This window comes from Streptococcus humanilactis (assembly GCF_019448275.1).
GTDB classification, from domain to species: domain Bacteria; phylum Bacillota; class Bacilli; order Lactobacillales; family Streptococcaceae; genus Streptococcus; species Streptococcus humanilactis.
The window spans coordinates 840503-862287 of sequence record NZ_JAHXBZ010000001.1 but is presented as its reverse complement, the minus strand read 5'-3'; the positions used below and the strand labels follow the sequence as shown (position 1 = coordinate 862287).

Below are 21785 nucleotides of genomic sequence, written 5' to 3'. Positions count from 1 at the left end.
GAAAATATGACAATTTACAATATAAATTTAGGACTTGGATGGGCTAGTAGTGGTGTTGAATACGCCCAAGCCTACCGTGCTGGTGTTTTTCGGAAATTAAATCTGTCCTCTAAGTTTATCTTTACAGATATGATTTTAGCCGATAATATTCAGCACTTAACAGCCAATATTGGTTTTGATGATGAGCAAGTTATTTGGCTTTATAATCACTTTACAGATATCAAGATTGCACCGACTAGCGTGACGGTTGAGGATGTTTTGGCTAGGTTTGACGGTGTTGAAAGTCGTAGAGAAAAGAATGGCAAGGTTTTGCGTGTCTTCTTTTCTAATCAAGATAAGTTTGTAACCTGTTATTTGGTTGATGAGGACAAGAACTTGGTTCAACATGCTGAGTATGTTTTTAAAGGAAAACTGATTCGTAAGGATTACTTTTCTTATACGCGTTATTGTAGCGAGTATTTTGCTCCCAAGGACAATGTTGCAGTGCTATACCAACGAACTTTTTACAATGAAGACGGAACTTCTGCCTATGATATCTTGATGAATCAAGGGAAGGAAGAAGTTTATCGTTTCAAGGATAAGATTTTCTATGGAAAGCAAGCTTTCATGCGTGCTTTTATGAAATCCTTGAATTTGAACAAGTCTGATTTGGTTATTCTTGATAGGGAGACAGGCATTGGTCAGGTTGTGTTTGAGGAAGCGCAAGCAGCGCATCTAGCGGTAGTTGTTCATGCGGAGCATTATAGTGAAAATGCTACAAATGAGGATTACATCCTTTGGAACAACTATTATGATTACCAGTTTACAAATGCAGATAAGGTTGACTTCTTTATCGTATCAACTGATAGACAAAATGAAGTTCTACAAGAGCAATTTGCCAAATACACCCAGCACCAACCTAAGATTGTTACCATTCCTGTAGGTAGTATTGATGCATTAACTGAGTCAAGTCAAGGACGTAAGCCATTTTCATTGATTACGGCTTCGCGTCTTGCCAAAGAAAAACATATTGACTGGTTGGTCAAAGCGGTCATTGAGGCGCATAAGGAAATACCTGAATTAACCTTTGATATTTATGGTAGTGGTGGAGAAGAATCTCTGCTTAGAGACATTATTGCAAATCATCAGGCAGAGGACTATATCCAGCTCAAGGGACATGCGGAACTTTCGCAGATTTATAGCCAGTATGAGGTCTACTTGACAGCATCTACCAGCGAAGGATTTGGTTTGACCTTGATGGAAGCTATTGGTTCAGGCCTACCCCTAATCGGTTTTGATGTGCCTTATGGTAATCAGACTTTTATAGAGGATGGGCAAAATGGTTATTTGATTCCAAGTTCATCTGACCATGTGGAAGACCAAATCAAGCAAGCTTATGCAGATAAGATTTGCCAACTATATCAAGAAAATCGTTTGGAAGCCATGCGTACCCATTCTTATCAAATTGCAGAAGGCTTCTTAACCGAAGAAATTTTAGAAAAGTGGAAGAAAACAGTAGAGGAGGTGCTCCATGATTGAACTTTATGATCGTTATAGTCAGGAAAGTCGAGATTTACATGAAAGTCTAGTAGCTACTGGTCTTTCTCAACTCGGAGTGGTCATCGATGCAGATGGTTTTCTGCCTGATGGTCTGGTTTCTCCTTTTATCTATTATCTAGGTTACGAGGATGGAAAACCTCTCTATTTTAACCAAGTCCCTGTTCCAGCTTTTTGGGAAATTTCAGGAAATAATCAGTCTGCTCGTATTGAGGATATGACACAGGAGAGGGCTGTCATTCATTATGCAGATGGTTTGCAGGCTCGCTTGGTTAAACAGGTAGATTGGAAAGACCTAGAAGGTCGCGTACGTCAGGTTGACCACTATAATCGCTTTGGAGCTTGCTTTGCTACAACAACCTATAGTGCTGATAGTGAGCCAATTATGACGGTTTACCAAGATGTCAATGATCAACAAGTTTTACTTGAAAACCATGTGACGGGTGATATCTTATTGACTTTGCCTAGTCAATCCATGCGTTACTTTGCAAATAAGGTTGAATTTATCACCTTCTTTTTGCAAGATTTGGAAATAGATACAAGTCAGCTTATCTTTAATACTCTAGCGACTCCTTTCTTGGTTTCCTTCTATCATCCAGATAAGTCTGACTCAGATGTTTTGGTGTGGCAGGAACCTATCTATGATGCTATTCCAGGTAATATGCAGTTGATTTTGGAAAGTGATGATGTGCGTACTAAGAAGATTATCATTCCAAACAAGGCGACTTATGAACGTGCTATAGAGTTGACTGACGAGAAATACCATACTCAGTTTGTGCATTTGGGTTACCATTACCAGTTTAAACGCGATAATTACCTTCGAAGAGATGTCTTAATCTTGACTAATTCAGATCAGATTGAGCAAGTAGAAGCAATAGTAGAAGCACTACCTGATGTCACTTTCCGTATTGCAGCGGTGACAGAGATGTCTTCTAAGCTCTTAGATATGCTTCGCTATCCTAATGTGGTCCTTTACCAGAACGCTAGTCCACAGAAGATTCAGGAGCTCTATCAACTGTCGGATATTTACTTGGATATAAACCACAGTAATGAGTTGTTGCAGGCGGTGCGTCAGGCCTTTGAGCACAATCTCTTGATTCTTGGATTTAACCAAACGGTACACAATAGACTCTATATCGCTCCTGATCATCTATTTGAAAGTAGTGAAGTTTCTGCTTTGGTTGAGACCATTAAACTGGCCCTTTCAGATGTTGATCAAATGCGTCAGGCACTTGGAAAGCAAGGCCAACATGCAAATTATGTTGACTTGGTGCGATATCAGGAAACCATGCAAACTGTTTTAGGAGGCTAATATGTCAGACGAAGATTTATTTTACAAAGACGTTGAAGGTCGCATGGAAGAGTTGAAACAAAAACCCATCAAGAAAGAAAAAGAAACCCGAGGGGAAAAGATTAGTAAGACTTTTTCACTTTTACTGGGCTTGATGATTCTGATTGGTTTGCTCTTTACTTTGCTGGGAATTTTGAGGTAGGTCTATGATTGAAATACTAATTGTTTTAGCTATTATCCTATCTCTTGCTTTGATTGTATTGGTAACTATACAACCCCGTCAAAATCAATTATTCTCTATGGATGCCACTAGTAATATTGGTAAACCAAGCTACTGGCAGAGCAATACCTTGGTAAAGGTGCTCACTTTATTGGTGAGTTTGTCCTTATTCGTTTTACTATTAACCTTTATGGTGATAACTTACAAATAAAAGAAAACTTCAGATATTCACTTTTTGTGATTTGTCTGAAGTTTTCTTTTTTACTGTCCATATTTTTTGTAAAAATTAACTTTCACTTGGATGAAGGTTTTGGCTTCGCGTAGGAGTTGGAGGAGCGTGGCACGAGTTTCAAATTCTTCTCTTGTCTTGGGCAGACTGCGGTTGCGAAAGACTTCTAGATAGCGTTCAATTTCATCTAGTAAATCAGAAGCAGGATTGGTCTGGCTCAGTTGCCCTGCAATTTTTGAAAAGAGCTGGGCCAAAATCAGACTTTCACTGGCAGCTAGGTGACAGGTGTTGATTTGCTGGGCCATATTTCGTAGGATACGACTTTGTCGCTGTCTCATCTCAAAGTAGTGGATATGGTAGTCAGTTTGGTGAAAGAAGTGGTCAGAGTGATCCAAGTAGACCAGTCTGAGGGCTTCTTCCAAAAGGGTGTCTAATTCCTCTACCAGCTGTGCTTGATTGCGTCCATCCCCTCTGGATAAATAATATTTGAAGCGCTGGAGAATATCTTTTAACTTTTCTTCAACCAGCGTGTGGTAGTGCTGGATTTCCTCTTCACGTGAAGGCATATAGAGATTTACAAGTAAGGCAAATCCTGTACCGATAGCAAAGAGAAGGAATTCATTGACTAGAAGGTCTGGAGAGGTTGACTCTTGAACCAAGAGATGGCTAACCAAAACCGTGCTTGGTGTGATGCCAATTTCCCAGCCCATCTTATAGGCTAGGGGAACATAAAGAGCCAGATAGAAGCCAAGACTCCAGATATGAAATCCGTTCAAGTGAAAAGCCAAAACCCCGATAACCAGAGCCAGAAGCATGGAAAAGAGCCGATTGCGGGCCAGTTTTAAAGTACTTCTACGTGTATCAGATAGGCTCAAGAGAGCGATGATTCCAGCCGAGACAGCTGAGGAAAGATTGAGAAAATAAGCAAGAAGGCAGGCAAGACAGGTAGCTAAGATGAGCTTGGCCGTACGTTGGCTAATAGACATAAGAATTTCCTGGTAAGTTAGAATAAAAGCGTAAAAGACAAGACCTGAGCAGGCTTGTCTTTATGCGCTATTTTTTACGGGCTGCTGCGTATTCGGCAACGGCAGTAAAGAGGACGTCTGTAGAAGAGTTAAGGGCTGTTTCACATGAGTCTTGGATGACCCCAATCACAAAACCAACCCCAACAACTTGCATGGCAATATCGTTAGAAATACCGAAAAGGCTACAAGCAACTGGGATAAGAAGGAGGGATCCTCCGGCAATACCAGAAGCACCACAGGCTGAGATAGCTGCTACCACACTGAGGACAAAGGCTGTGGCAAAGTCAACAGGGATTCCCAAAGTATTTACTGCAGCAAGGGTCAAAACGTTAATAGTAATCGCTGCCCCGGCCATGTTGATAGTAGAACCAAGTGGGATAGAAACAGAATAGGTATCTGGATCCAGTCCAAGGTCGTGGCAAAGTTTCATGTTGACAGGGATGTTGGCAGCAGAACTACGAGTAAAGAAGGCTGTCACACCGCTGACACGCAAACATTTCCAAACTAGGGGATAAGGGTTGCTCTTCATAAAGAGGAAGGCAATCAATGGATTGACTACCAGAGCCACAAAGAACATAGTTGTCACCAAGAGGGCAAGCAAGATTCCATAGTTGGCTAGGCTTCCGATTCCTTTATCAGAGATGGTTTTAAAGACAAGGCCAAGAATTCCAAATGGAGCTAGGTTGATGATCCATTCGACAATCTTAGAAGTTACATCAGCCATAGTTTTCAATAATTCTTTACTATTTTTGCTGGCCTCTCTCATGGCAATCCCGAAAACAACTGCCCAAGATAGGATACCGATGTAGTTGGCAGTAATAAGGGCATTGACTGGATTGTCAACCAGTTTAAGTAAGAGATTACTGAGAACCTGACCAATTCCATCTGGTGGTGCGATTTCTGTATTGGCACTATTTAGGGTAATTTCAACAGGGACGATGAAACTTGCTAGTACAGCGATAAGGGCAGCCGCAAATGTTCCTACTAAGTAAAGGAAGATAACGGTTTTCATGTTGCTATCTTGCCCTTTTTGATGTTGGGAAAGGGCATTGGCAACGAGGGCAAAGACCAGAATCGGTGCGATGGCTTTGAGGCCACCAACAAAGAGATCTCCGAGCAGGCCAATTCCTGAAATGTTAGGAAGTGTCAGTCCTAGGGTTCCTCCAATAAGCATGCCAATCAAGATACGTTTGATTAGGCTTGCCTTATTCCAAGCATGAATAAATTTTTTCATAACAATCTCCTTTGTTGTGTAATGTTTATGATTATAGTATAAATATGAACTAAAATCAAGAATTTTCTGTCTATTTTTGAAATTATTTTTGAATATTTATGGAGAATGACACTTTATGAAAGTATGGTATAATAAATGAAAGGAGTTTTCTATGAAAGAATTTATTCAAACCTACCTTAATAAGCTTGATGTAACAGCGATTATCGAGAATATCTTAACCAAGTTACTTTCTCTTTTATTCTTATTTTTACTCTTTTATATAGCTAAGAAATTGCTCCATACCATGGTGCAGAGAATTGTTAAACCTTCTCTAAAAATGTCTCATCACGATGTCGGGCGTCAGAAAACTATCTCACGCCTGCTAGAAAATGTGTTTAATTATACCCTTTATTTCTTTTTACTTTACTGTATCTTGTCTATTTTGGGTTTGCCAGTTTCTAGTTTGCTGGCAGGGGCTGGGATTGCTGGGGTGGCTATTGGTATGGGAGCCCAAGGTTTTCTATCTGATGTCATCAATGGCTTTTTCATCCTCTTCGAACGTCAACTGGATGTGGGAGATGAGGTTGTTCTGACAAATGGGCCTATTACTGTATCGGGCAAGGTTGTCAGCGTCGGCATTCGAACAACGCAACTCAGAGGAGAAGACCAGGTTCTGCACTTCGTCCCCAATCGGAATATTACCGTTGTCAGCAATTTCTCTCGTACAGACCAGGCCTGAAATTTTAGCAGATTTATGGTACAATAGAAAGAGTTCAATAAAGGAGAAAAGATGGTTTTAGAAAAGCAGTTGGGCAATGGTTGTACCTGGATAGACCTTGATGTGGATAAGATTAAAAATATGGAAGATCTTTCTGACATCTATGGATTGGACAAGGAAACCATTGAGTATGCTCTGGATAGAAATGAACGAGCTCATATGGATTATAACCGTGAAACGGAGACGGTAACCTTTATTTATAATGTTCTTGATTTAGAAAAAGACAAAGAATATTATGAAGCGATTCCGATGACCTTTATCGTCGAAAGACAACGAATGATTACCATCAGCAACCATAAGAATGCTTATGTCATTGATCAGATGTCAGCTTATCTGGATAGCCATGAGTCGCTTTCTATTTACAAGTTTCTCTTTGCTGGTTTAGAGATTATCAGTAACGCTTATTATCCTGTCATTGAAGAGATGGATAAAAGTAAGGACGAAATTAGTGCCTTGCTACGTCAAACTACAACAAAGAAAAATCTCTTCGCCCTCTCTGACTTGGAGACTGGTATGGTTTACTTGACAGCAGCAGCAAAACAAAATCGACTCCTCTTGGAACATATCCAGGGCCATGCTCTTTATCGGAGATTTAATGATGTCGAACGAGAGCAGTTTGATGATGCCATGATTGAAGCCCATCAGTTGGTGTCTATGACAGACTTGATTTCTCAAGTCTTGCAACAACTCTCAGCTTCTTACAACAACATCCTAAACAATAACTTGAATGATAGTTTGTCAATTTTGACTATTATCTCCGTCTTACTAGCAGTACTTGCGGTTATTACAGGTTTCTTCGGAATGAATGTTCCTCTACCATTTACAGAAGAGCCAAATGCTTGGATTTATATCTTAATGACTAGCTTGATTTTATGGGTGGCCTTATCTCAATGGCTGAAGAAAATTACTAGAAAATAAAAGAAAAGGAGCCAAAATGGTGATTGAAAACTACATGCCAGACTTTGCTGTGGAAGCAGTCTATGATCTGACAGTCCCAAGCCTGCAGGCGCATAGAATCAAGGCTGTTTTGGTCGATTTGGACAATACCCTCATTGCTTGGAACAACCCTGACGGGACGCCAGAGATGAAGCAATGGCTACATGATCTTCGGGACGCGGGCATTCGCATCATTGTGGTATCAAATAACACTAAAAAACGCGTCCAACGAGCAGTTGAGAAATTTGGAATTGACTACGTTTATTGGGCTCTGAAGCCCTTCACATTTGGGATTGACCGTGCTATGAAGGAATTTCACTATGATAAAAACGAAGTGGTCATGGTAGGCGACCAGCTCATGACAGATATACGAGCAGCCCACCGTGCAGGCATCCGCTCAATTTTGGTCAAGCCCTTGGTTCAACACGACTCGATCAAGACACAGATTAACCGTGCTCGTGAGCGCCGTGTTATGCGAAAAATCACTGAAAAGTACGGACCAATTACATATAAAAAAGGAATTTAACTATGGAAGAAATTCTCTGTATTGGTTGTGGAGCAACCATTCAGACGACAGATAAGGCTGGTCTTGGTTTTACCCCCCAGTCGGCACTTGAAAAAGGTTTGGAAACTGGCGAAGTCTATTGCCAACGCTGTTTCCGTCTCCGCCACTACAATGAAATCACGGATGTCCAGTTGACGGACGATGATTTCCTCAAGCTCTTGCACGAGGTGGGAGACAGTGATGCCTTAGTGGTCAATGTCATTGATATCTTTGATTTTAATGGCTCTGTTATCCCAGGCTTGCCACGTTTTGTCTCAGGTAATGATGTCCTTTTGGTAGGAAATAAAAAAGATATCCTCCCTAAGTCAGTTAAGCCTGGTAAGATTAGCCAGTGGCTCATGGAACGTGCCCACGAAGAAGGTCTCCGTCCAGTTGATGTCGTCCTAACTTCGGCACAAAACAAGCATGCCATTAAGGAAGTCATTGACAAGATTGAACACTACCGTAAGGGCCGCGATGTCTATGTGGTCGGTGTGACCAACGTTGGAAAATCAACTCTAATCAATGCTATTATCCAAGAAATTACGGGTGATCAGAATGTCATTACGACGTCGCGCTTCCCAGGAACAACCTTGGACAAAATCGAGATTCCGCTTGATGACGGTTCTTATATCTACGATACGCCGGGAATTATCCACCGCCACCAGATGGCCCACTACTTGACGGCTAAAAACCTCAAGTATGTCAGCCCCAAAAAGGAAATCAAGCCTAAAACCTATCAGCTCAATCCTGAACAAACCCTGTTTCTAGGTGGCCTGGGACGATTTGACTTCATTTCAGGAGAAAAACAAGGTTTCACAGCCTTCTTTGACAATGAACTCAAACTCCACCGTACCAAGCTTGAAGGCGCTGGTGCCTTTTACGATAAGCACGTCGGAACGCTTTTAACACCACCAAATAGTAAGGAAAAAGAAGATTTTCCAAAATTAGTTCAACATGTATTTACCATCAAGGACAAGACAGACCTAGTCATCTCAGGCTTAGGCTGGATTCGCGTAACAGGCACAGCAAAAGTCGCAGTCTGGGCACCAGAAGGAGTCGCCGTCGTCACACGAAAAGCAATTATTTAAACACAGAAAGGAAAGAGTTGTCTAAATTCGGGCGAGCCTTGCGAGCCCATAACGAATACTTTTCGCTGTGGTGTCAGTTGGTACAAGTGATTGTACCAACTGCGGAAAATTTGAGACCTTAGGCTCAAATTTTAGTCATGAAAGTCCGAAGGACTTTGCTGACGTCCGCCACCACTTTAGAAAAGTATAAAGAGAAACTCTTTTAAGAAATTATGTCATTAACATCGAAACAACGTGCCTTCCTCAACAGCCAGGCACACACCCTCAAACCCATCATCCAAATCGGAAAAAATGGACTCAACGACCAAATCAAAACCAGCGTCCGTCAGGCTCTTGATGCCCGCGAATTGATTAAGGTGACTCTTTTGCAAAACACAGATGAAAATATCCACGAAGTAGCTGAAATCTTGGAAGAAGAAATTGGTGTGGATACTGTCCAAAAAATCGGACGCATCTTGATTTTGTTTAAACAATCCAGCAAGAAAGAGAATCGCAAGATTTCTAAAAAAGTCAAAGAAATCTAAAAACTATACTCCAAATAACTGTTTTTTACAGAGAAATAAAGGAGACTAGCCTATGGCAATCGAACTATTGACTCCCTTTACCAAGGTAGAGTTGGAGCCAGAAATCAAGGAGAAAAAACGCAAACAAGTCGGGATTTTAGGGGGGAATTTTAACCCTGTTCACAATGCCCATCTGATCGTTGCGGACCAAGTACAGCAACAGTTGGGACTGGATCAGGTTTTGCTCATGCCTGAATACCAACCTCCTCACGTAGATAAAAAAGAAACCATCCCTGAACACCATCGTCTCAAGATGCTTGAGTTGGCGATTGAGGGGATTGAAGGTCTGGACATTGAAACTATTGAGTTGGAGCGCAAGGGCATTTCCTATACCTACGACACCATGAAGATTTTAACAGAGAAGAATCCAGATACGGATTATTACTTTATCATCGGTGCCGATATGGTGGACTATCTACCTAAGTGGTACCGCATTGATGAGCTGGTCGACATGGTTCAGTTTGTGGGGGTTCAGCGCCCACGCTACAAGGCAGGGACTTCCTATCCAGTTATCTGGGTGGATGTGCCTCTCATGGATATTTCGTCCAGCATGGTGCGTGATTTCCTTGCCCAAGGTCGAAAACCCAACTTTCTCCTACCTCAGTCTGTGCTAGACTACATCGAGAAGGAGGGGCTTTACTGATGGCCTATCAAGACTATATCAACTGCTCTCGTGAAGCTTTGTTGGAAAAAATGGCAGAGCTTCTACCTGAAAAACGGTTAACCCATTGCTTGGGAGTAGAGCGTGCAGCCATAGAACTGGCCCAGCGATTTGGAGTCAATGTTGAGAAAGCTGGTCTAGCAGGCCTTCTCCATGATTATGCTAAGAAGCTGTCAGATCAGGAATTTTTAGATTTGATTGACCGTTATCAGCTAGATTCCGACCTCAAAAACTGGGGCAATAATGTCTGGCATGGTATGGTTGGTATCTACAAGATTCAAGAAGACTTGGATTTGCATGATCCAGAAATCCTGCGAGCCATTGAAATCCATACAGTCGGTGCCGGTCAGATGACTGATCTTGATAAGGTTATCTACGTCGCAGACTATATCGAGCATAATCGCGCCTTTCCAGGAGTAGATGTGGCGCGTGAAATTGCTGAGCTATCGCTCAATAAGGCAGTGGCCTACGAAACAGCTCGTACCGTGGAGCATCTGGCTCATCAGGGATTTCCCATCTATCCCCAAACCCTTGAAACCTATAACGCCTATGTGCACTATTTGAAAGAGGACTAAATGAAAACGGCTTTTATAATCATTGATGTTCAGAATATTTTAGTGGAAACCGGTTTTCAGACAAATAGTCTATTGGACAAAATTTCTTATTTACAAAACCAGGCTAGAAGCAAGAATATCGAAATTATTTATGTTCAACATATTGAGAACGCTGAAGCTCAAACATCAGAAGATTGGCAGTTATCTGAGCTTTTAAGTCGAAAACCTAATGAAAAGGTCTTTCAGAAGAAGTATAACAGTATTTTCAAAGAAACTGGTTTAAAAGAATACTTGGATAAACAGGGGATTGACAAATTAGTTTTATGTGGTATGCAGACAGAATATTGTGTGGATACCTCTGTCAAGGTTGCTTTTGAATATGGCTATCAGCTTATTATTCCAGAAGGAACTTGCACAACGTTTGATGGGAAAGACATTCCAGCAGAAACGATAAATGAATTTTATGAGGGCATTTGGGAGGGGCGCTTTGCAGATGTCCTAGATTACAAACATATTTTCTAGAAAGAGGACTAAATGAACGAAAAAGAATTACTAGAACTAGTCGTGAAAGCGGCTGATGAGAAACGTGCGGAGGATATCCTCGCACTTGACGTACAAGAATTGACCAGCGTGACGGACTACTTTGTTATCACTAGCTCAATGAATAGCCGTCAGTTGGATGCTATCGCTGATAATATCCGTGAAAAAGTAGCCCAAGCAGGCTTTAAAGGTAGCCATGTCGAAGGTGATGCAGCTGGAGGTTGGGTCTTGCTGGACCTAGGCGCTGTCGTTGTGCATATCTTCTCAGAAGAAATGCGTGCCCACTATAACCTAGAAAAACTATGGCATGAGGCGAATTCAGTAGATATTTCAGAAGCTCTTGCTTAGAAGATGAACTCAGTTGTAGTCAACTGGGTTTTATTTGCTTATTTTAGAAAAAATTGATAGAAAGGTAAAGAGCGAGTGGTGTTTGCCATGGAGGCTCTTGGTATCATGATTATGGCAACTTATGAAACCTTTGCGGCGGTCTATGATGAAGTCATGGACGATAGTTTATACGATAAATGGACGGATTTTTCTCTGCGTCACTTGCCAAAAACTAAGGAGAGAAAGAAACTCTTGGAATTGGCTTGTGGGACAGGTATCCAGTCTGTTCGCTTTTCTCAAGCTGGTTTTGATGTGACAGGACTTGATTTGAGTGCGGATATGTTGAAGATTGCTGAGAAGAGAGCTACTTCAGCCAAGCAAAAGATTGATTTCATTGAAGGCAATATGCTGAATCTGTCCAAGGCAGGTCAATATGACTTTGTTACTTGTTATTCGGACTCAATCTGCTACATGCAGGATGAGGTGGAAGTAGGGGATGTTTTTAAGGAAGTGTATAATGCCCTTAATGAAGATGGGGTCTTTATCTTTGATGTGCATTCAACCTACCAGACTGATGAAGTTTTTCCAGGCTATTCTTACCATGAAAATGCGGAAGATTTTGCCATGCTATGGGATACCTACGAGGATGTGGCCCCTCACTCCATCGTCCATGAGTTGACCTTCTTTGTCAAGGAAGAGGACGGTTCTTTTAGTCGTCACGATGAAGTACATGAGGAGAGGACTTATGAGGTTCTGACCTATGATATTTTGCTGGAACAGGCCGGTTTCAAGTCCTTCAAACTCTATGCGGACTTTGAGGATAAAGAGCCTACAGAAACTAGCACCCGTTGGTTTTTTGTCGCGCAGAAGTAGGAGATTATCATGACCATCACAGGTATTATCGCGGAGTTTAATCCCTTTCATAATGGGCATAAATACCTGCTAAATCAGGCTGAGGGGCTGAAAATCGTTGCCATGTCTGGAAATTTCATGCAGAGAGGCGAGCCTGCTATCGTAGACAAGTGGGCACGGGCCCAGATGGCGCTGGAAAATGGCGCAGACTTGGTAGTGGAATTGCCCTTTTTAGTCAGTGTTCAGGCGGCGGATTTCTTCGGTCAAGGAGCTGTGGATATCTTGGCTCGGTTGGGCATTGATACTCTAGCATTTGGGACGGAGGAAGTTCTGGATTATCAAAAAATCGCTGACTTATACACAGAGCAGGGTGTTGAGATGGAGAAATTTGTGGAAAATCTACCTGATTCTCTCTCCTATCCCCAGAAAACCCAAGCTATGTGGAAGGAATTTGCTGGTCTTGATTTTTCAGGCAATACGCCCAATCATGTTCTAGCTTTAGCCTATGCCAAGGCGGTTGCCGGGCGGAACATAAAGTTGCATCCGATTCAGCGTCAGGGTGCTGGTTACCATTCTGTGGATAAGGATGTGGACTTTGCCTCAGCGACAGCTCTCCGTCAGCACCAAAAGGACCAAGATTTTTTAGAACGCTTTATGCCTTTTGTTACCCTCTTTGAGCAGGCCAGTAAGGTGAACTGGGAAGACTATTTTCCCTTGCTCCATTATCAAATCTTGTCAAATCCCGACCTAACCACCATCTATCAGGTAAATCAAGAAATGGCTGTGCGCATTAAGGAAGCCATCAAGACAGCCCAGTCTGTGGAAGAATTGGTCGAGTTAGTGACTACCAAACGTTACACAAAGGCGCGTGTCAGACGCCTCTTGGCCTATATCTTAGTGCAGGCAAGAGAAAGTAATTTGCCAGAAGCCATTCATGTCCTTGGCTTTACCGAAAAAGGCAGACAACACCTCAAGTCTCTGAAAGGGCAGGTCGATCTAGTCAGCCGAATTGGCAAAGAACCTTGGGATGCTATGACCCAAAAGGCAGACCAGATTTATCAACTTGGAGATCCAAGTATAGCAGAGCAGAATTTTGGAAGAGTGCCGATAAGAATAGAAATAAACTAAGTCTACTGAAATGTAGGATTTTTGATATTTTTTACGAATAAATAGATAGAAAAGAAAATCTTGTACAAGTTCCTGATAATTTCTTTCTTTTTGTGTATAATAGTGGAAAAGAGGTAAAACGAGGTATGGTTATGGAAGCAGTTCTTTACTCAACGTTCCGAAATCATTTAAAAGACTACATGAAGAAGGTAAACGATGAATTTGAGCCTTTGACGGTGGTTAATAAAAATCCAGATGAGGACATTGTAGTTCTTTCAAAGAGCGAATGGGACAGTATTCAGGAAACACTGAGAATCGCTCAAAATAAGGAGTTATCAGACAAGGTTTTGCGAGGAATGGCTCAAGTTCGTGCTGGGAGCACTCAAGTCCATGTTATTGAGGAGTGATGAATGCTACTCAAGTTTACAGAAGATGCCTGGGCAGATTATTGCTACTGGCAAACTCAGGACAAGAAAACGTTAAAAAGAATCAATAAACTAATCAAGGATATTCAACGCGATCCATTTACAGGAATAGGTAAGCCAGAACCACTCAAGTATGACTACCAAGGAGCCTGGTCACGTCGTATTGACGCAGAAAATCGCTTGATTTATATGATGGATGGAGATAGCGTCGTGGCTTTCTTGTCTTTCAAAGATCATTACTAAGTCTACTGAAAGGTGGGCTTTTTTAAATTTTTACTGACGTTACGGATTCTCAGTAATAAAGATTATCCAAATAAATTCAGGGAGTTAAACTCCAAATTCACGCTAAATTCCCCAAAACATATTCTATTTTAGGTTTGTGAAAATCACTTTTTTATGGTAGAATGTAAAAGAATGTATGTCATTCGGAATAACAATAAAATGAGGTAAAAACATGGAAATCATGTCGCTTGCGATTGCTGTTTTTGCCGTCATCATTGGTTTAGTCATTGGATATGTCAGCATCTCAGCCAAGATGAAATCATCTCAGGAAGCTGCAGAGTTGATGCTTTTAAATGCTGAACAAGAAGCAACTAATTTACGTGGACAAGCTGAGCGTGAAGCAGATTTACTTGTTAATGAAGCCAAACGTGAAAGCAAGTCTCTTAAAAAAGAAGCACTATTGGAGGCCAAAGAAGAAGCCAGAAAATACCGTGAAGAAGTGGACGCTGAATTCAAATCAGAACGTCAAGAACTCAAACAAATCGAAAGTCGTCTGACTGAGAGAGCTACTAGCCTCGACCGTAAGGACGACAATTTGACGAGTAAAGAACAAACACTTGAACAAAAAGAACAAAGTATTTCTGATAGAGCGAAAAACCTTGATGCGCGTGAAGAGCAATTAGAGGAAGTCGAAAGACAAAAAGAAGCAGAGTTAGAGCGTATTGGTGCTCTGTCTCAGGCAGAAGCACGAGATATTATCTTGGCTCAGACAGAGGAAAACTTGACCAAGGAGATTGCCAGCCGTATTCGTGAAGCTGAGCAAGAGGTCAAGGAACGTTCTGATAAAATGGCCAAAGATATCCTGGTTCAAGCGATGCAACGTATCGCTGGTGAATATGTGGCGGAGTCAACGAACTCAACGGTTCACCTGCCAGACGATACTATGAAGGGACGCATTATTGGTCGTGAAGGTCGTAACATTCGTACCTTTGAAAGTTTGACAGGGGTTGATGTGATTATCGACGATACGCCAGAAGTGGTGACCTTGTCAGGTTTTGACCCGATTCGTCGTGAGATTGCCCGTATGACTATGGAAATGTTGCTCAAAGATGGTCGTATCCACCCAGCTCGTATCGAAGAGTTGGTTGAGAAAAACCGTCAAGAGATTGACAATAAGATCCGTGAATATGGTGAGGCTGCTGCCTATGAAATTGGTGCGCCAAACCTTCATCCGGACTTGATGAAGATTATGGGACGTTTGCAGTTCCGTACTTCATATGGACAAAATGTCTTGCGCCATTCGATTGAAGTTGCTAAGTTAGCTGGTATCATGGCGAGCGAACTTGGTGAAAATGCGGCTCTTGCCCGTCGTGCTGGATTCCTTCACGATATCGGAAAAGCCATTGACCGCGAGGTTGAGGGTAGCCACGTTGAAATCGGTATGGAATTGGCCCGTAAGTACAAGGAACACCCAGTTGTGGTCAATACGATTGCTAGTCACCACGGTGATGTTGAAGCTGAAAGTGTGATTGCAGTGATCGTTGCTGCAGCAGATGCTTTGAGTGCGGCCCGTCCAGGTGCTCGTAGTGAGTCTCTTGAAAGCTACATCAAGCGTCTCCATGATTTGGAAGAAATTGCGAATGGCTTTGAAGGAGTACAAACTAGCTTTGCCCTTCAAGCAGGACGTGAAATTCGTATCATGGTCAATCCAGGACAAATCAAGGACGACAAAGTCACAATCTTGGCTCACAAAGTTCGTGAGAAAATTGAAAACAATCTCGATTACCCAGGAAATATCAAGGTAACCGTGATTCGCGAGCTTCGTGCAGTAGATTATGCTAAATAAATAAGAAAGAGCAGTTGAAAAATTACTGCTTTTTTGTTACACTAGATAGAAAGACTGTAAAGGATAATCTGGCTTTTTGCCATTATTCTAGAGAAATGTTATTTCACAGACTGACTAAAAGGAGACACAATGGCAGACCGAGGCTTACTAATCGTTTTTTCTGGTCCTTCAGGGGTTGGAAAAGGAACGGTTAGAAGAGAGATTTTTGAGAGTTCTGAAAACCAATTTCAATACTCTGTATCGATGACGACACGCGCACAACGTCCTGGAGAAGTGGACGGTGTTGACTATTTCTTCCGCACTCGCGAAGAGTTTGAAGAGCTGATTCGTCAAGGACAGATGTTGGAATACGCAGAATATGTCGGCAACTACTATGGAACTCCTCTGACCTATGTCAATGAAACCTTGGACAAGGGAATCGATGTTTTCCTTGAAATTGAAGTTCAAGGTGCTCTTCAGGTCAAGAAAAAGGTTCCAGATGCTGTCTTTATCTTCCTAACACCACCAGATTTGGATGAATTGCAAGATCGTTTGGTAGGACGTGGAACAGACAGTGCAGAAGTGATTGCCCAACGAATCGAAAAGGCCAAGGAAGAAATTGCTCTCATGCGTGAGTATGATTATGCGATTGTCAACGATCAGGTGCCCCTAGCTGCTGAGCGTGTCAAACGTGTGATCGAAGCAGAACACTTCCGTGTGGATCGTGTCATTGGTCACTATCAGGAGATGTTACCAAAATCTCTAACTACCCGATAAAATTTAGAAAATAGGTACAAGCAAATGATGTTAAAACCCTCTATTGATACCTTGCTCGACAAGGTTCCGTCAAAATATTCACTCGTAATCTTGGAAGCAAAACGTGCCCACGAATTGGAAGCAGGTGCGCCAGCTACTCAAGGTTTCAAGTCTGAAAAATCAACTCTTCGCGCTCTAGAAGAAATCGAATCAGGAAACGTTACAATTCACCCAGATCCAGAAGGAAAACGTGAAGCTGTGCGTCGCCGTATCGAAGAAGAAAAACGCCGTAAAGAAGAAGAAGAAAAGAAAATCAAAGAGCAAATCGCTAAAGAAAAAGAAGATGGTGAAAAAATTTAAGGTTGGGGGGACTCAATCTTATTTTTTCTATTGCAAGAATGTACTGCCAAGGAGGAGGTGAGAAGATGGCTATAGCCAAGATTATTGTAGATGTGCCCTTGATGCAGACGGACCAACCCTATAGTTATAGGATTCCTGAGGAATTTGAGGAAATGCTGGAAGTGGGGATGCGGGTTCATGTGCCTTTTGGTAAGGGCAATCGCCTGATTCAAGGGATTGTTCTTGGTTTGGAGTCCCAACCAGATGAAGAAGAGGCTAATCAAGATTTAAAAGATATTGCGGAGGTGCTGGATTTTTCTCCTGTTCTCACGCAAGAACAACTCTGGCTGGCTGAAGAATTACGCAAGTCCGTCTTTTCCTATAAAATTTCCATCCTCAAGGCTATGTTACCGGGATTTCTGAACTCCAGCTATGACAAGATTCTCTATCCTCTGGCAGGTCTGAGTCAGGAATACCGAGAGCGTTTGTTTGGTTCAGAAGATTCACTTGCGTTTTCTTCTCTAGATTTAGGTAAGCAAGCTGAAATGATGCGTTTGACTAGAAAAGGCCTGCTTGGTCTAGAATATCAGGCGATTGATCAAAAGAAGGTCAAGACCCAGTCTTGGTATGAGGTGAATCTTGATCGATTAAAAGGTGTCGAGATTTCTGCGCGCGCCAAGAAAAAGTTAGAACTGAGAGACTATTTGCTTTCTCATCCTGAGAGTGCTTCCTTGGCTAGTTTGTTAGAATCCTACTCACGGGAGCAAGTCAATTTCTTTGTCGAACAAGGTGCTGTTACCATAGTTCAAAAGGAAGTTCAACGCTCGGCTGCTTATTTTGAAGGCATTGAGGCAAGTCGGCCTTTGGAGTTGAATCCAGAACAAAGACAGGCGCGAGATGCGGTGGTCAGTGCGATTGGTAGTCATCAGCCTCCCTTCCTCCTTCAAGGGATTACAGGAAGTGGGAAGACCGAGGTCTACTTGCAGATTATCCAAGGAGCCTTGGACAAGGGCAAGACAGCTATTTTGCTGGTTCCTGAGATTTCCTTGACTCCACAGATGACGGAGCGTTTTATTGCTCGCTTTGGTGAGCAAGTGGCTATTCTTCACTCAGGCCTGTCCAATGGTGAAAAGTATGATGAATGGCGCAAGGTAGAACGTGGCGATGCCCAAGTTGTTGTTGGTGCCAGATCGGCCATCTTTGCGCCGCTGAAAAATCTGGGTGTCATGATTATCGATGAGGAGCATGAAGTGACTTATAAGCAGGACAGCAATCCTCGTTACCATGCCAGAGAGGTGGCTATTTTACGGGCTCAGTATAATCAAGCGGCTCTGGTGCTTGGGTCTGCGACACCGAGCTTAGAGAGCCGTGCGAGGGCTGGAAAAGGCGTCTATCAACACTTACGTCTGACCCAACGTGCCAATCCTTTAGCTACCATTCCTGAGGTCCAAGTGATTGACTTTCGGGATTATATCGGACAGAATGAGACCTCAAACTTTACGCCCCCTTTGCTAGAAGCGATTCAAGACCGTCTGGCTAAAAAAGAGCAGGTGGTGCTTATGCTCAATCGCCGTGGTTACTCTAGCTTTGTCATGTGTCGAGAGTGTGGGACTGTGGATACTTGTCCCAACTGTGACATTTCCTTGACCTTGCACATGGATACCAAGACCATGAATTGCCATTATTGTGGCTTTTCAAAGGACATTCCTCAAATCTGTCCTAACTGTAAGAGCCACAGCATTCGTTACTATGGGACAGGGACACAGAAGGCTTATGATGAGCTAGCAGAAGTCTTTCCCCAGGCCCGTATTTTGCGGATGGATGTGGATACGACGCGCAAGAAAGGCAGTCATCAAACTCTGCTTGACCAGTTTGGGCGAGGGGAAGCGGATATCTTGCTAGGTACTCAGATGATTGCCAAGGGATTGGATTTTCCAAATGTGACCTTAGTCGGAGTTCTCAATGCAGATACAGCCTTGAATCTGCCTGATTTCCGTTCTTCTGAGAGAACCTTCCAGCTCTTGACTCAGGTGGCAGGCCGGGCAGGTCGTGCTGAAAAAGCTGGTCAGGTCTTGATTCAGTCCTATAATCCGCAGCACTATGCTATTCGATTTGCCAAGGATCAGGATTACGAAGGCTTTTATGCCTATGAAATGGGAATCAGACGACAACTTGGCTATCCGCCTTACTATTTCACCATTGGCATTACCCTTTCTCACAAGAAAGAAGAAGAGGTTGTCAAACGTGCTTATGAGGTCATGAACATTTTGCGATCAGGCTTGTCAGAGACCAGTAACATTCTGGGGCCAACGCCCAAACCTATTGCCCGCACCCATAACCTTTATCATTATCAGATTTTAATTAAATATCGTTTAGAAGATGAGCTGGGGCCGACCCTTAACCAGGTCTTGGCCTTGACTCAAGAACGGGAAAATAGTGAGCTCCGTCTCAGCATTGACCATGAGCCACAGCAATTTTTATAAGAAGGAGAAGATATGACAAAATTAATCTTTATGGGGACACCCGACTTTTCAGCAACAGTCTTAAAAGGGCTTTTGACAGATGACCGTTACGAAATTCTAGCCGTTGTGACCCAGCCAGACCGTGCTGTCGGCCGTAAAAAAGTGATCCAAGAGACACCAGTTAAGCAGGCTGCCAAGGAGGCTGGACTTCCTATCTACCAACCTGAAAAATTATCTGGAAGTCCAGAGATGGAAGCTATTATGAATTTAGGAGCGGATGGGATTGTGACCGCTGCTTTTGGGCAATTTCTCCCAAGTAAACTCCTTGATAGCATGGACTTTGCGGTCAACGTTCATGCCTCTCTTCTTCCTAAACACCGTGGTGGTGCGCCTATCCATTATGCCTTGATTCAAGGTGATGAGGAAGCTGGTGTGACCATTATGGAAATGGTTAAGGAAATGGATGCAGGAGATATGATTTCTCGTCGCAGTATTCCAATCATGGATGAGGACAATGTTGGCACCTTGTTTGAGAAATTAGCGTTAGTTGGTCGCGCTTTGCTTTTAGACACTCTGCCGGCCTATATTGCTGGGGAAATCAAACCTGAACCACAGGATCCAAGTCAGGTTACTTTCTCGCCAAATATCAAGCCAGAGGAAGAAAAACTGGACTGGAACAAAACCAATCGTCAACTTTTTAACCAGATCCGTGGGATGAACCCGTGGCCTGTTGCCCATACTTTCCTTAAGGGCGACCGCTTTAAGATTTATGAAGCTCTAGCTGTAGAAGGTCAGGGAAATCCAGGTGAGATCCTCTCTATTGGCAAGAAAGAATTGATTGTTGCAACGGCAGAAGGAGCTTTATCTCTCAAACAAGTGCAGCCAGCGGGTAAACCTAAGATGGACATTGCTTCCTTCCTCAACGGAGTTGGACGTACATTGACTGTAGGAGAACGATTTGGTGACTAAAGTAGAAACGGCTAGAAGTTTAGCCCTAGCGGTATTAGAAGATGTCTTTATCAATCAAGCATACTCAAATATCGCCTTAAATAAGCATCTCAAGGGAAGTCAGCTCTCTGCAGCAGACAAGGGTTTGGTAACCGAGCTGGTCTATGGAACGGTAGCCCGCAAACTCACCTTAGAATGGTATCTATCACACTTTATCGAAGACAGAGACCAGTTAGACAGTTGGCTTTATGTCCTTCTTCTCATGAGTGCCTACCAGATCCGCTATTTGAACAAGATCCCAGACCATGCTGTGGTCAATGAAGCAGTAGAATTGGCCAAAGTCCGTAAAAAAGGCAGTGAAAAATTGGTCAACGCCGTCCTTCGCCGTATCTTGCGTGAAGGGTGGCCAGATATTGCTAGCATCAAACGAAAAAACAAGCGTGATTCCATTGCCTATTCCCTTCCGGTTTGGTTGGTGTCTAAACTTAAGGAAGAATACGGAGAAGAGCGAGCGCAAGCTATTTTTGAAAGCCTTTTGGTGCGAAACAAAGCCAGTATTCGTGTGACTGATTTAAGCCGAAAAGAGGAAATCCAAACCTTGTTGGAGGCCAGTGATTCATCCTTGTCTCCTTCTGGTTTGGTTAAGGAGCAGGGGCATTTTGCAGGCCATGATTTGTTTGCGGAGGGAGCCATTACCATCCAAGACGAGTCCAGTCAGCTGGTTGCTCCGACGCTTGATTTACAAGGCAATGAGCAGGTTCTAGATGCCTGTGCGGCTCCGGGTGGGAAAACAGCCCATATAGCCTCTTATCTCACGACAGGTCAGGTTACTGCTCTGGACCTTTACGATCACAAGTTGGACTTAATCCAAGAAAATGCGGAGCGTTTAGGGGTTGCAGAACGGGTTCAAAGGCAAAAATTGGATGCCAGAAAGGTGCATGAGTTTTTTGGTCAGGATTCATTTGATAAGATTTTGGTAGATGCTCCCTGTTCAGGGATCGGTCTTCTGCGCCGAAAACCAGATATCAAATACAATAAAGAAACGGCAGATTTCGCGTCCTTACAGGAAATTCAGCTAGAAATATTAGGTAGTGTTTGTCAAACACTACGCAAAGGTGGTATAATAACTTATAGTACCTGTACTATTGTCTCAGAGGAGAATTTTCAAGTCGTTGAGGCGTTTTTAGAAAGTCATCCTGAGTTCGAGCAGGTAAAACTAGAACATGAATGTAAGGATATCATGAAAGACGACTGTATCCTCATTACACCTGAATTGTATGGAAGTGATGGATTCTTCATCAGTCAATTTCGCAAGATATCGGATTAGGAAGGAACTGACAC

At 42.7% G+C, this 21785-nt stretch carries 25 protein-coding genes; 23 read left to right on the top strand and 2 right to left on the bottom strand.

What is annotated here, in order from left to right; all coding sequences use genetic code 11:
• Positions 1 to 6: 6 nt before the first annotated feature.
• From gtfA to asp5, 4 genes are read left to right on the top strand one after another with little or no spacing between them, the layout of a single operon-like run.
• Positions 7 to 1518, top strand: coding sequence for an accessory Sec system glycosyltransferase GtfA (gtfA, locus tag KV696_RS04070; RefSeq protein ID WP_219966925.1), 1512 nt, complete (start codon positions 7 to 9; stop codon positions 1516 to 1518).
• Positions 1511 to 2848 (top strand): accessory Sec system glycosylation chaperone GtfB, encoded by a 1338-nt coding sequence (gene gtfB, locus KV696_RS04065; RefSeq protein ID WP_219966924.1) that lies wholly within the window; start codon positions 1511 to 1513, stop codon positions 2846 to 2848. Before gtfA ends, gtfB begins: the two co-directional genes overlap by 8 nt.
• 1 nt (position 2849) lies before the next feature.
• Positions 2850 to 3029 (top strand): accessory Sec system protein Asp4, encoded by a 180-nt coding sequence (asp4, locus tag KV696_RS04060; protein ID WP_001278708.1) that lies wholly within the window; start codon positions 2850 to 2852, stop codon positions 3027 to 3029.
• A gap of 4 nt (positions 3030 to 3033) precedes the next feature.
• Positions 3034 to 3258 carry an accessory Sec system protein Asp5 gene (gene asp5 / locus KV696_RS04055; RefSeq protein WP_077805477.1) on the top strand — a complete coding sequence of 75 codons (225 nt, stop codon included), beginning with the start codon at positions 3034 to 3036 and terminating at the stop codon, positions 3256 to 3258.
• Positions 3259 to 3308: 50 nt separating this feature from the next.
• Here the strand turns inward: asp5 and KV696_RS04050 are convergent, their stop codons facing one another.
• Entirely contained in the window at positions 3309 to 4262 is a 954-nt protein-coding gene (locus tag KV696_RS04050; RefSeq protein WP_219966923.1) for an aromatic acid exporter family protein, read from the bottom strand.
• 67 nt (positions 4263 to 4329) lie between these two features.
• The gene (gene sstT, locus KV696_RS04045; RefSeq protein ID WP_219966922.1) at positions 4330 to 5535 is read right to left on the bottom strand and encodes a serine/threonine transporter SstT; all 1206 of its coding nucleotides are present in this window, start codon (positions 5533 to 5535) and stop codon (positions 4330 to 4332) included.
• Positions 5536 to 5686: 151 nt separating this feature from the next.
• On the opposite strand from sstT, the gene KV696_RS04040 reads away from it, so the two are divergent.
• The 19 genes from KV696_RS04040 to rsmB all read left to right on the top strand — a co-directional run bounded on the left by KV696_RS04040 (position 5687) and on the right by rsmB (position 21771).
• Complete coding sequence (locus tag KV696_RS04040) at positions 5687 to 6253, top strand: mechanosensitive ion channel family protein (protein WP_219966921.1); 567 nt, start codon at positions 5687 to 5689, stop codon at positions 6251 to 6253.
• A 51-nt stretch (positions 6254 to 6304) separates the two neighbouring features.
• Positions 6305 to 7210 carry a magnesium transporter CorA family protein gene (locus KV696_RS04035; RefSeq protein WP_000242267.1) on the top strand — a complete coding sequence of 302 codons (906 nt, stop codon included), beginning with the start codon at positions 6305 to 6307 and terminating at the stop codon, positions 7208 to 7210.
• A gap of 16 nt (positions 7211 to 7226) precedes the next feature.
• The gene (locus KV696_RS04030; protein WP_023943581.1) at positions 7227 to 7754 is read left to right on the top strand and encodes a YqeG family HAD IIIA-type phosphatase; all 528 of its coding nucleotides are present in this window, start codon (positions 7227 to 7229) and stop codon (positions 7752 to 7754) included.
• A gap of 2 nt (positions 7755 to 7756) precedes the next feature.
• The gene (gene yqeH, locus KV696_RS04025) at positions 7757 to 8863 is read left to right on the top strand and encodes a ribosome biogenesis GTPase YqeH (protein ID WP_219966920.1); all 1107 of its coding nucleotides are present in this window, start codon (positions 7757 to 7759) and stop codon (positions 8861 to 8863) included.
• A 212-nt stretch (positions 8864 to 9075) separates the two neighbouring features.
• Positions 9076 to 9387, top strand: coding sequence for a ribosome assembly RNA-binding protein YhbY (yhbY, locus tag KV696_RS04020; RefSeq protein ID WP_000060169.1), 312 nt, complete (start codon positions 9076 to 9078; stop codon positions 9385 to 9387).
• Between the two features lie 52 nt (positions 9388 to 9439).
• Positions 9440 to 10069 carry a nicotinate-nucleotide adenylyltransferase gene (locus KV696_RS04015; protein ID WP_219966919.1) on the top strand — a complete coding sequence of 210 codons (630 nt, stop codon included), beginning with the start codon at positions 9440 to 9442 and terminating at the stop codon, positions 10067 to 10069.
• Positions 10069 to 10662: a bis(5'-nucleosyl)-tetraphosphatase (symmetrical) YqeK gene (yqeK, locus tag KV696_RS04010; RefSeq protein WP_219966918.1), complete on the top strand. Its 594-nt coding sequence runs from the start codon at positions 10069 to 10071 to the stop codon at positions 10660 to 10662. The genes KV696_RS04015 and yqeK overlap by 1 nt, the downstream gene beginning before the upstream one ends.
• The gene (locus KV696_RS04005) at positions 10663 to 11163 is read left to right on the top strand and encodes a cysteine hydrolase family protein (protein WP_000844698.1); all 501 of its coding nucleotides are present in this window, start codon (positions 10663 to 10665) and stop codon (positions 11161 to 11163) included.
• Positions 11164 to 11175: 12 nt separating this feature from the next.
• On the top strand, positions 11176 to 11529 hold the full coding sequence (rsfS, locus tag KV696_RS04000; protein ID WP_001003029.1) for a ribosome silencing factor: 354 nt from the start codon (positions 11176 to 11178) through the stop codon (positions 11527 to 11529).
• A gap of 111 nt (positions 11530 to 11640) precedes the next feature.
• On the top strand, positions 11641 to 12381 hold the full coding sequence (locus tag KV696_RS03995) for a class I SAM-dependent DNA methyltransferase (RefSeq protein WP_284440257.1): 741 nt from the start codon (positions 11641 to 11643) through the stop codon (positions 12379 to 12381).
• A gap of 9 nt (positions 12382 to 12390) precedes the next feature.
• The gene (locus KV696_RS03990) at positions 12391 to 13488 is read left to right on the top strand and encodes a nucleotidyltransferase (protein ID WP_219966917.1); all 1098 of its coding nucleotides are present in this window, start codon (positions 12391 to 12393) and stop codon (positions 13486 to 13488) included.
• Between the two features lie 131 nt (positions 13489 to 13619).
• On the top strand, positions 13620 to 13874 hold the full coding sequence (locus tag KV696_RS03985) for a type II toxin-antitoxin system Phd/YefM family antitoxin (RefSeq protein WP_000388572.1): 255 nt from the start codon (positions 13620 to 13622) through the stop codon (positions 13872 to 13874).
• 3 nt (positions 13875 to 13877) lie between these two features.
• A complete protein-coding gene (locus KV696_RS03980) occupies positions 13878 to 14135 on the top strand; it encodes a Txe/YoeB family addiction module toxin (RefSeq protein WP_219966916.1) in 258 nt (85 codons plus the stop codon).
• A 211-nt stretch (positions 14136 to 14346) separates the two neighbouring features.
• Complete coding sequence (locus KV696_RS03975) at positions 14347 to 15960, top strand: ribonuclease Y (protein WP_000404936.1); 1614 nt, start codon at positions 14347 to 14349, stop codon at positions 15958 to 15960.
• A gap of 129 nt (positions 15961 to 16089) precedes the next feature.
• Positions 16090 to 16716 (top strand): guanylate kinase, encoded by a 627-nt coding sequence (gmk, locus tag KV696_RS03970; protein WP_084849877.1) that lies wholly within the window; start codon positions 16090 to 16092, stop codon positions 16714 to 16716.
• 24 nt (positions 16717 to 16740) lie between these two features.
• Positions 16741 to 17055, top strand: coding sequence for a DNA-directed RNA polymerase subunit omega (gene rpoZ / locus KV696_RS03965; protein WP_000979235.1), 315 nt, complete (start codon positions 16741 to 16743; stop codon positions 17053 to 17055).
• A 65-nt stretch (positions 17056 to 17120) separates the two neighbouring features.
• Positions 17121 to 19517: a primosomal protein N' gene (locus KV696_RS03960; RefSeq protein ID WP_219966915.1), complete on the top strand. Its 2397-nt coding sequence runs from the start codon at positions 17121 to 17123 to the stop codon at positions 19515 to 19517.
• 12 nt (positions 19518 to 19529) lie between these two features.
• Entirely contained in the window at positions 19530 to 20465 is a 936-nt protein-coding gene (gene fmt, locus KV696_RS03955; RefSeq protein WP_219966914.1) for a methionyl-tRNA formyltransferase, read from the top strand.
• Positions 20458 to 21771: a 16S rRNA (cytosine(967)-C(5))-methyltransferase RsmB gene (gene rsmB, locus KV696_RS03950; protein WP_180947985.1), complete on the top strand. Its 1314-nt coding sequence runs from the start codon at positions 20458 to 20460 to the stop codon at positions 21769 to 21771. Before fmt ends, rsmB begins: the two co-directional genes overlap by 8 nt.
• Positions 21772 to 21785: the final 14 nt, after the last annotated feature.

Excerpts from the sequence above, each read along its gene's own strand:
- KV696_RS03975 (WP_000404936.1), top strand. The coding sequence starts at position 14,347 with ATGGAAATCATGTCGCTTGCGATTGCTGTTTTTGCCGTCATCATTGGT.
- asp4 (WP_001278708.1), top strand. The coding sequence starts at position 2,850 with ATGTCAGACGAAGATTTATTTTACAAAGACGTTGAAGGTCGCATGGAA.
- rsfS (WP_001003029.1), top strand. The coding sequence starts at position 11,176 with ATGAACGAAAAAGAATTACTAGAACTAGTCGTGAAAGCGGCTGATGAG.
- yqeH (WP_219966920.1), top strand. The coding sequence starts at position 7,757 with ATGGAAGAAATTCTCTGTATTGGTTGTGGAGCAACCATTCAGACGACA.
- rpoZ (WP_000979235.1), top strand. The coding sequence starts at position 16,741 with ATGATGTTAAAACCCTCTATTGATACCTTGCTCGACAAGGTTCCGTCA.
- KV696_RS04005 (WP_000844698.1), top strand. The coding sequence starts at position 10,663 with ATGAAAACGGCTTTTATAATCATTGATGTTCAGAATATTTTAGTGGAA.
- KV696_RS03980 (WP_219966916.1), top strand. The coding sequence starts at position 13,878 with ATGCTACTCAAGTTTACAGAAGATGCCTGGGCAGATTATTGCTACTGG.
- gtfB (WP_219966924.1), top strand. The coding sequence starts at position 1,511 with ATGATTGAACTTTATGATCGTTATAGTCAGGAAAGTCGAGATTTACAT.
- KV696_RS04035 (WP_000242267.1), top strand. The coding sequence starts at position 6,305 with ATGGTTTTAGAAAAGCAGTTGGGCAATGGTTGTACCTGGATAGACCTT.
- asp5 (WP_077805477.1), top strand. The coding sequence starts at position 3,034 with ATGATTGAAATACTAATTGTTTTAGCTATTATCCTATCTCTTGCTTTG.
- gtfA (WP_219966925.1), top strand. The coding sequence starts at position 7 with ATGACAATTTACAATATAAATTTAGGACTTGGATGGGCTAGTAGTGGT.
- KV696_RS03990 (WP_219966917.1), top strand. The coding sequence starts at position 12,391 with ATGACCATCACAGGTATTATCGCGGAGTTTAATCCCTTTCATAATGGG.
- KV696_RS04015 (WP_219966919.1), top strand. The coding sequence starts at position 9,440 with ATGGCAATCGAACTATTGACTCCCTTTACCAAGGTAGAGTTGGAGCCA.
- KV696_RS03960 (WP_219966915.1), top strand. The coding sequence starts at position 17,121 with ATGGCTATAGCCAAGATTATTGTAGATGTGCCCTTGATGCAGACGGAC.
- sstT (WP_219966922.1), bottom strand. The coding sequence starts at position 5,535 with ATGAAAAAATTTATTCATGCTTGGAATAAGGCAAGCCTAATCAAACGT.
- yqeK (WP_219966918.1), top strand. The coding sequence starts at position 10,069 with ATGGCCTATCAAGACTATATCAACTGCTCTCGTGAAGCTTTGTTGGAA.
- gmk (WP_084849877.1), top strand. The coding sequence starts at position 16,090 with ATGGCAGACCGAGGCTTACTAATCGTTTTTTCTGGTCCTTCAGGGGTT.
- KV696_RS04040 (WP_219966921.1), top strand. The coding sequence starts at position 5,687 with ATGAAAGAATTTATTCAAACCTACCTTAATAAGCTTGATGTAACAGCG.
- KV696_RS03995 (WP_284440257.1), top strand. The coding sequence starts at position 11,641 with ATGGCAACTTATGAAACCTTTGCGGCGGTCTATGATGAAGTCATGGAC.
- KV696_RS04050 (WP_219966923.1), bottom strand. The coding sequence starts at position 4,262 with ATGTCTATTAGCCAACGTACGGCCAAGCTCATCTTAGCTACCTGTCTT.
- yhbY (WP_000060169.1), top strand. The coding sequence starts at position 9,076 with ATGTCATTAACATCGAAACAACGTGCCTTCCTCAACAGCCAGGCACAC.
- fmt (WP_219966914.1), top strand. The coding sequence starts at position 19,530 with ATGACAAAATTAATCTTTATGGGGACACCCGACTTTTCAGCAACAGTC.
- KV696_RS04030 (WP_023943581.1), top strand. The coding sequence starts at position 7,227 with ATGGTGATTGAAAACTACATGCCAGACTTTGCTGTGGAAGCAGTCTAT.
- KV696_RS03985 (WP_000388572.1), top strand. The coding sequence starts at position 13,620 with ATGGAAGCAGTTCTTTACTCAACGTTCCGAAATCATTTAAAAGACTAC.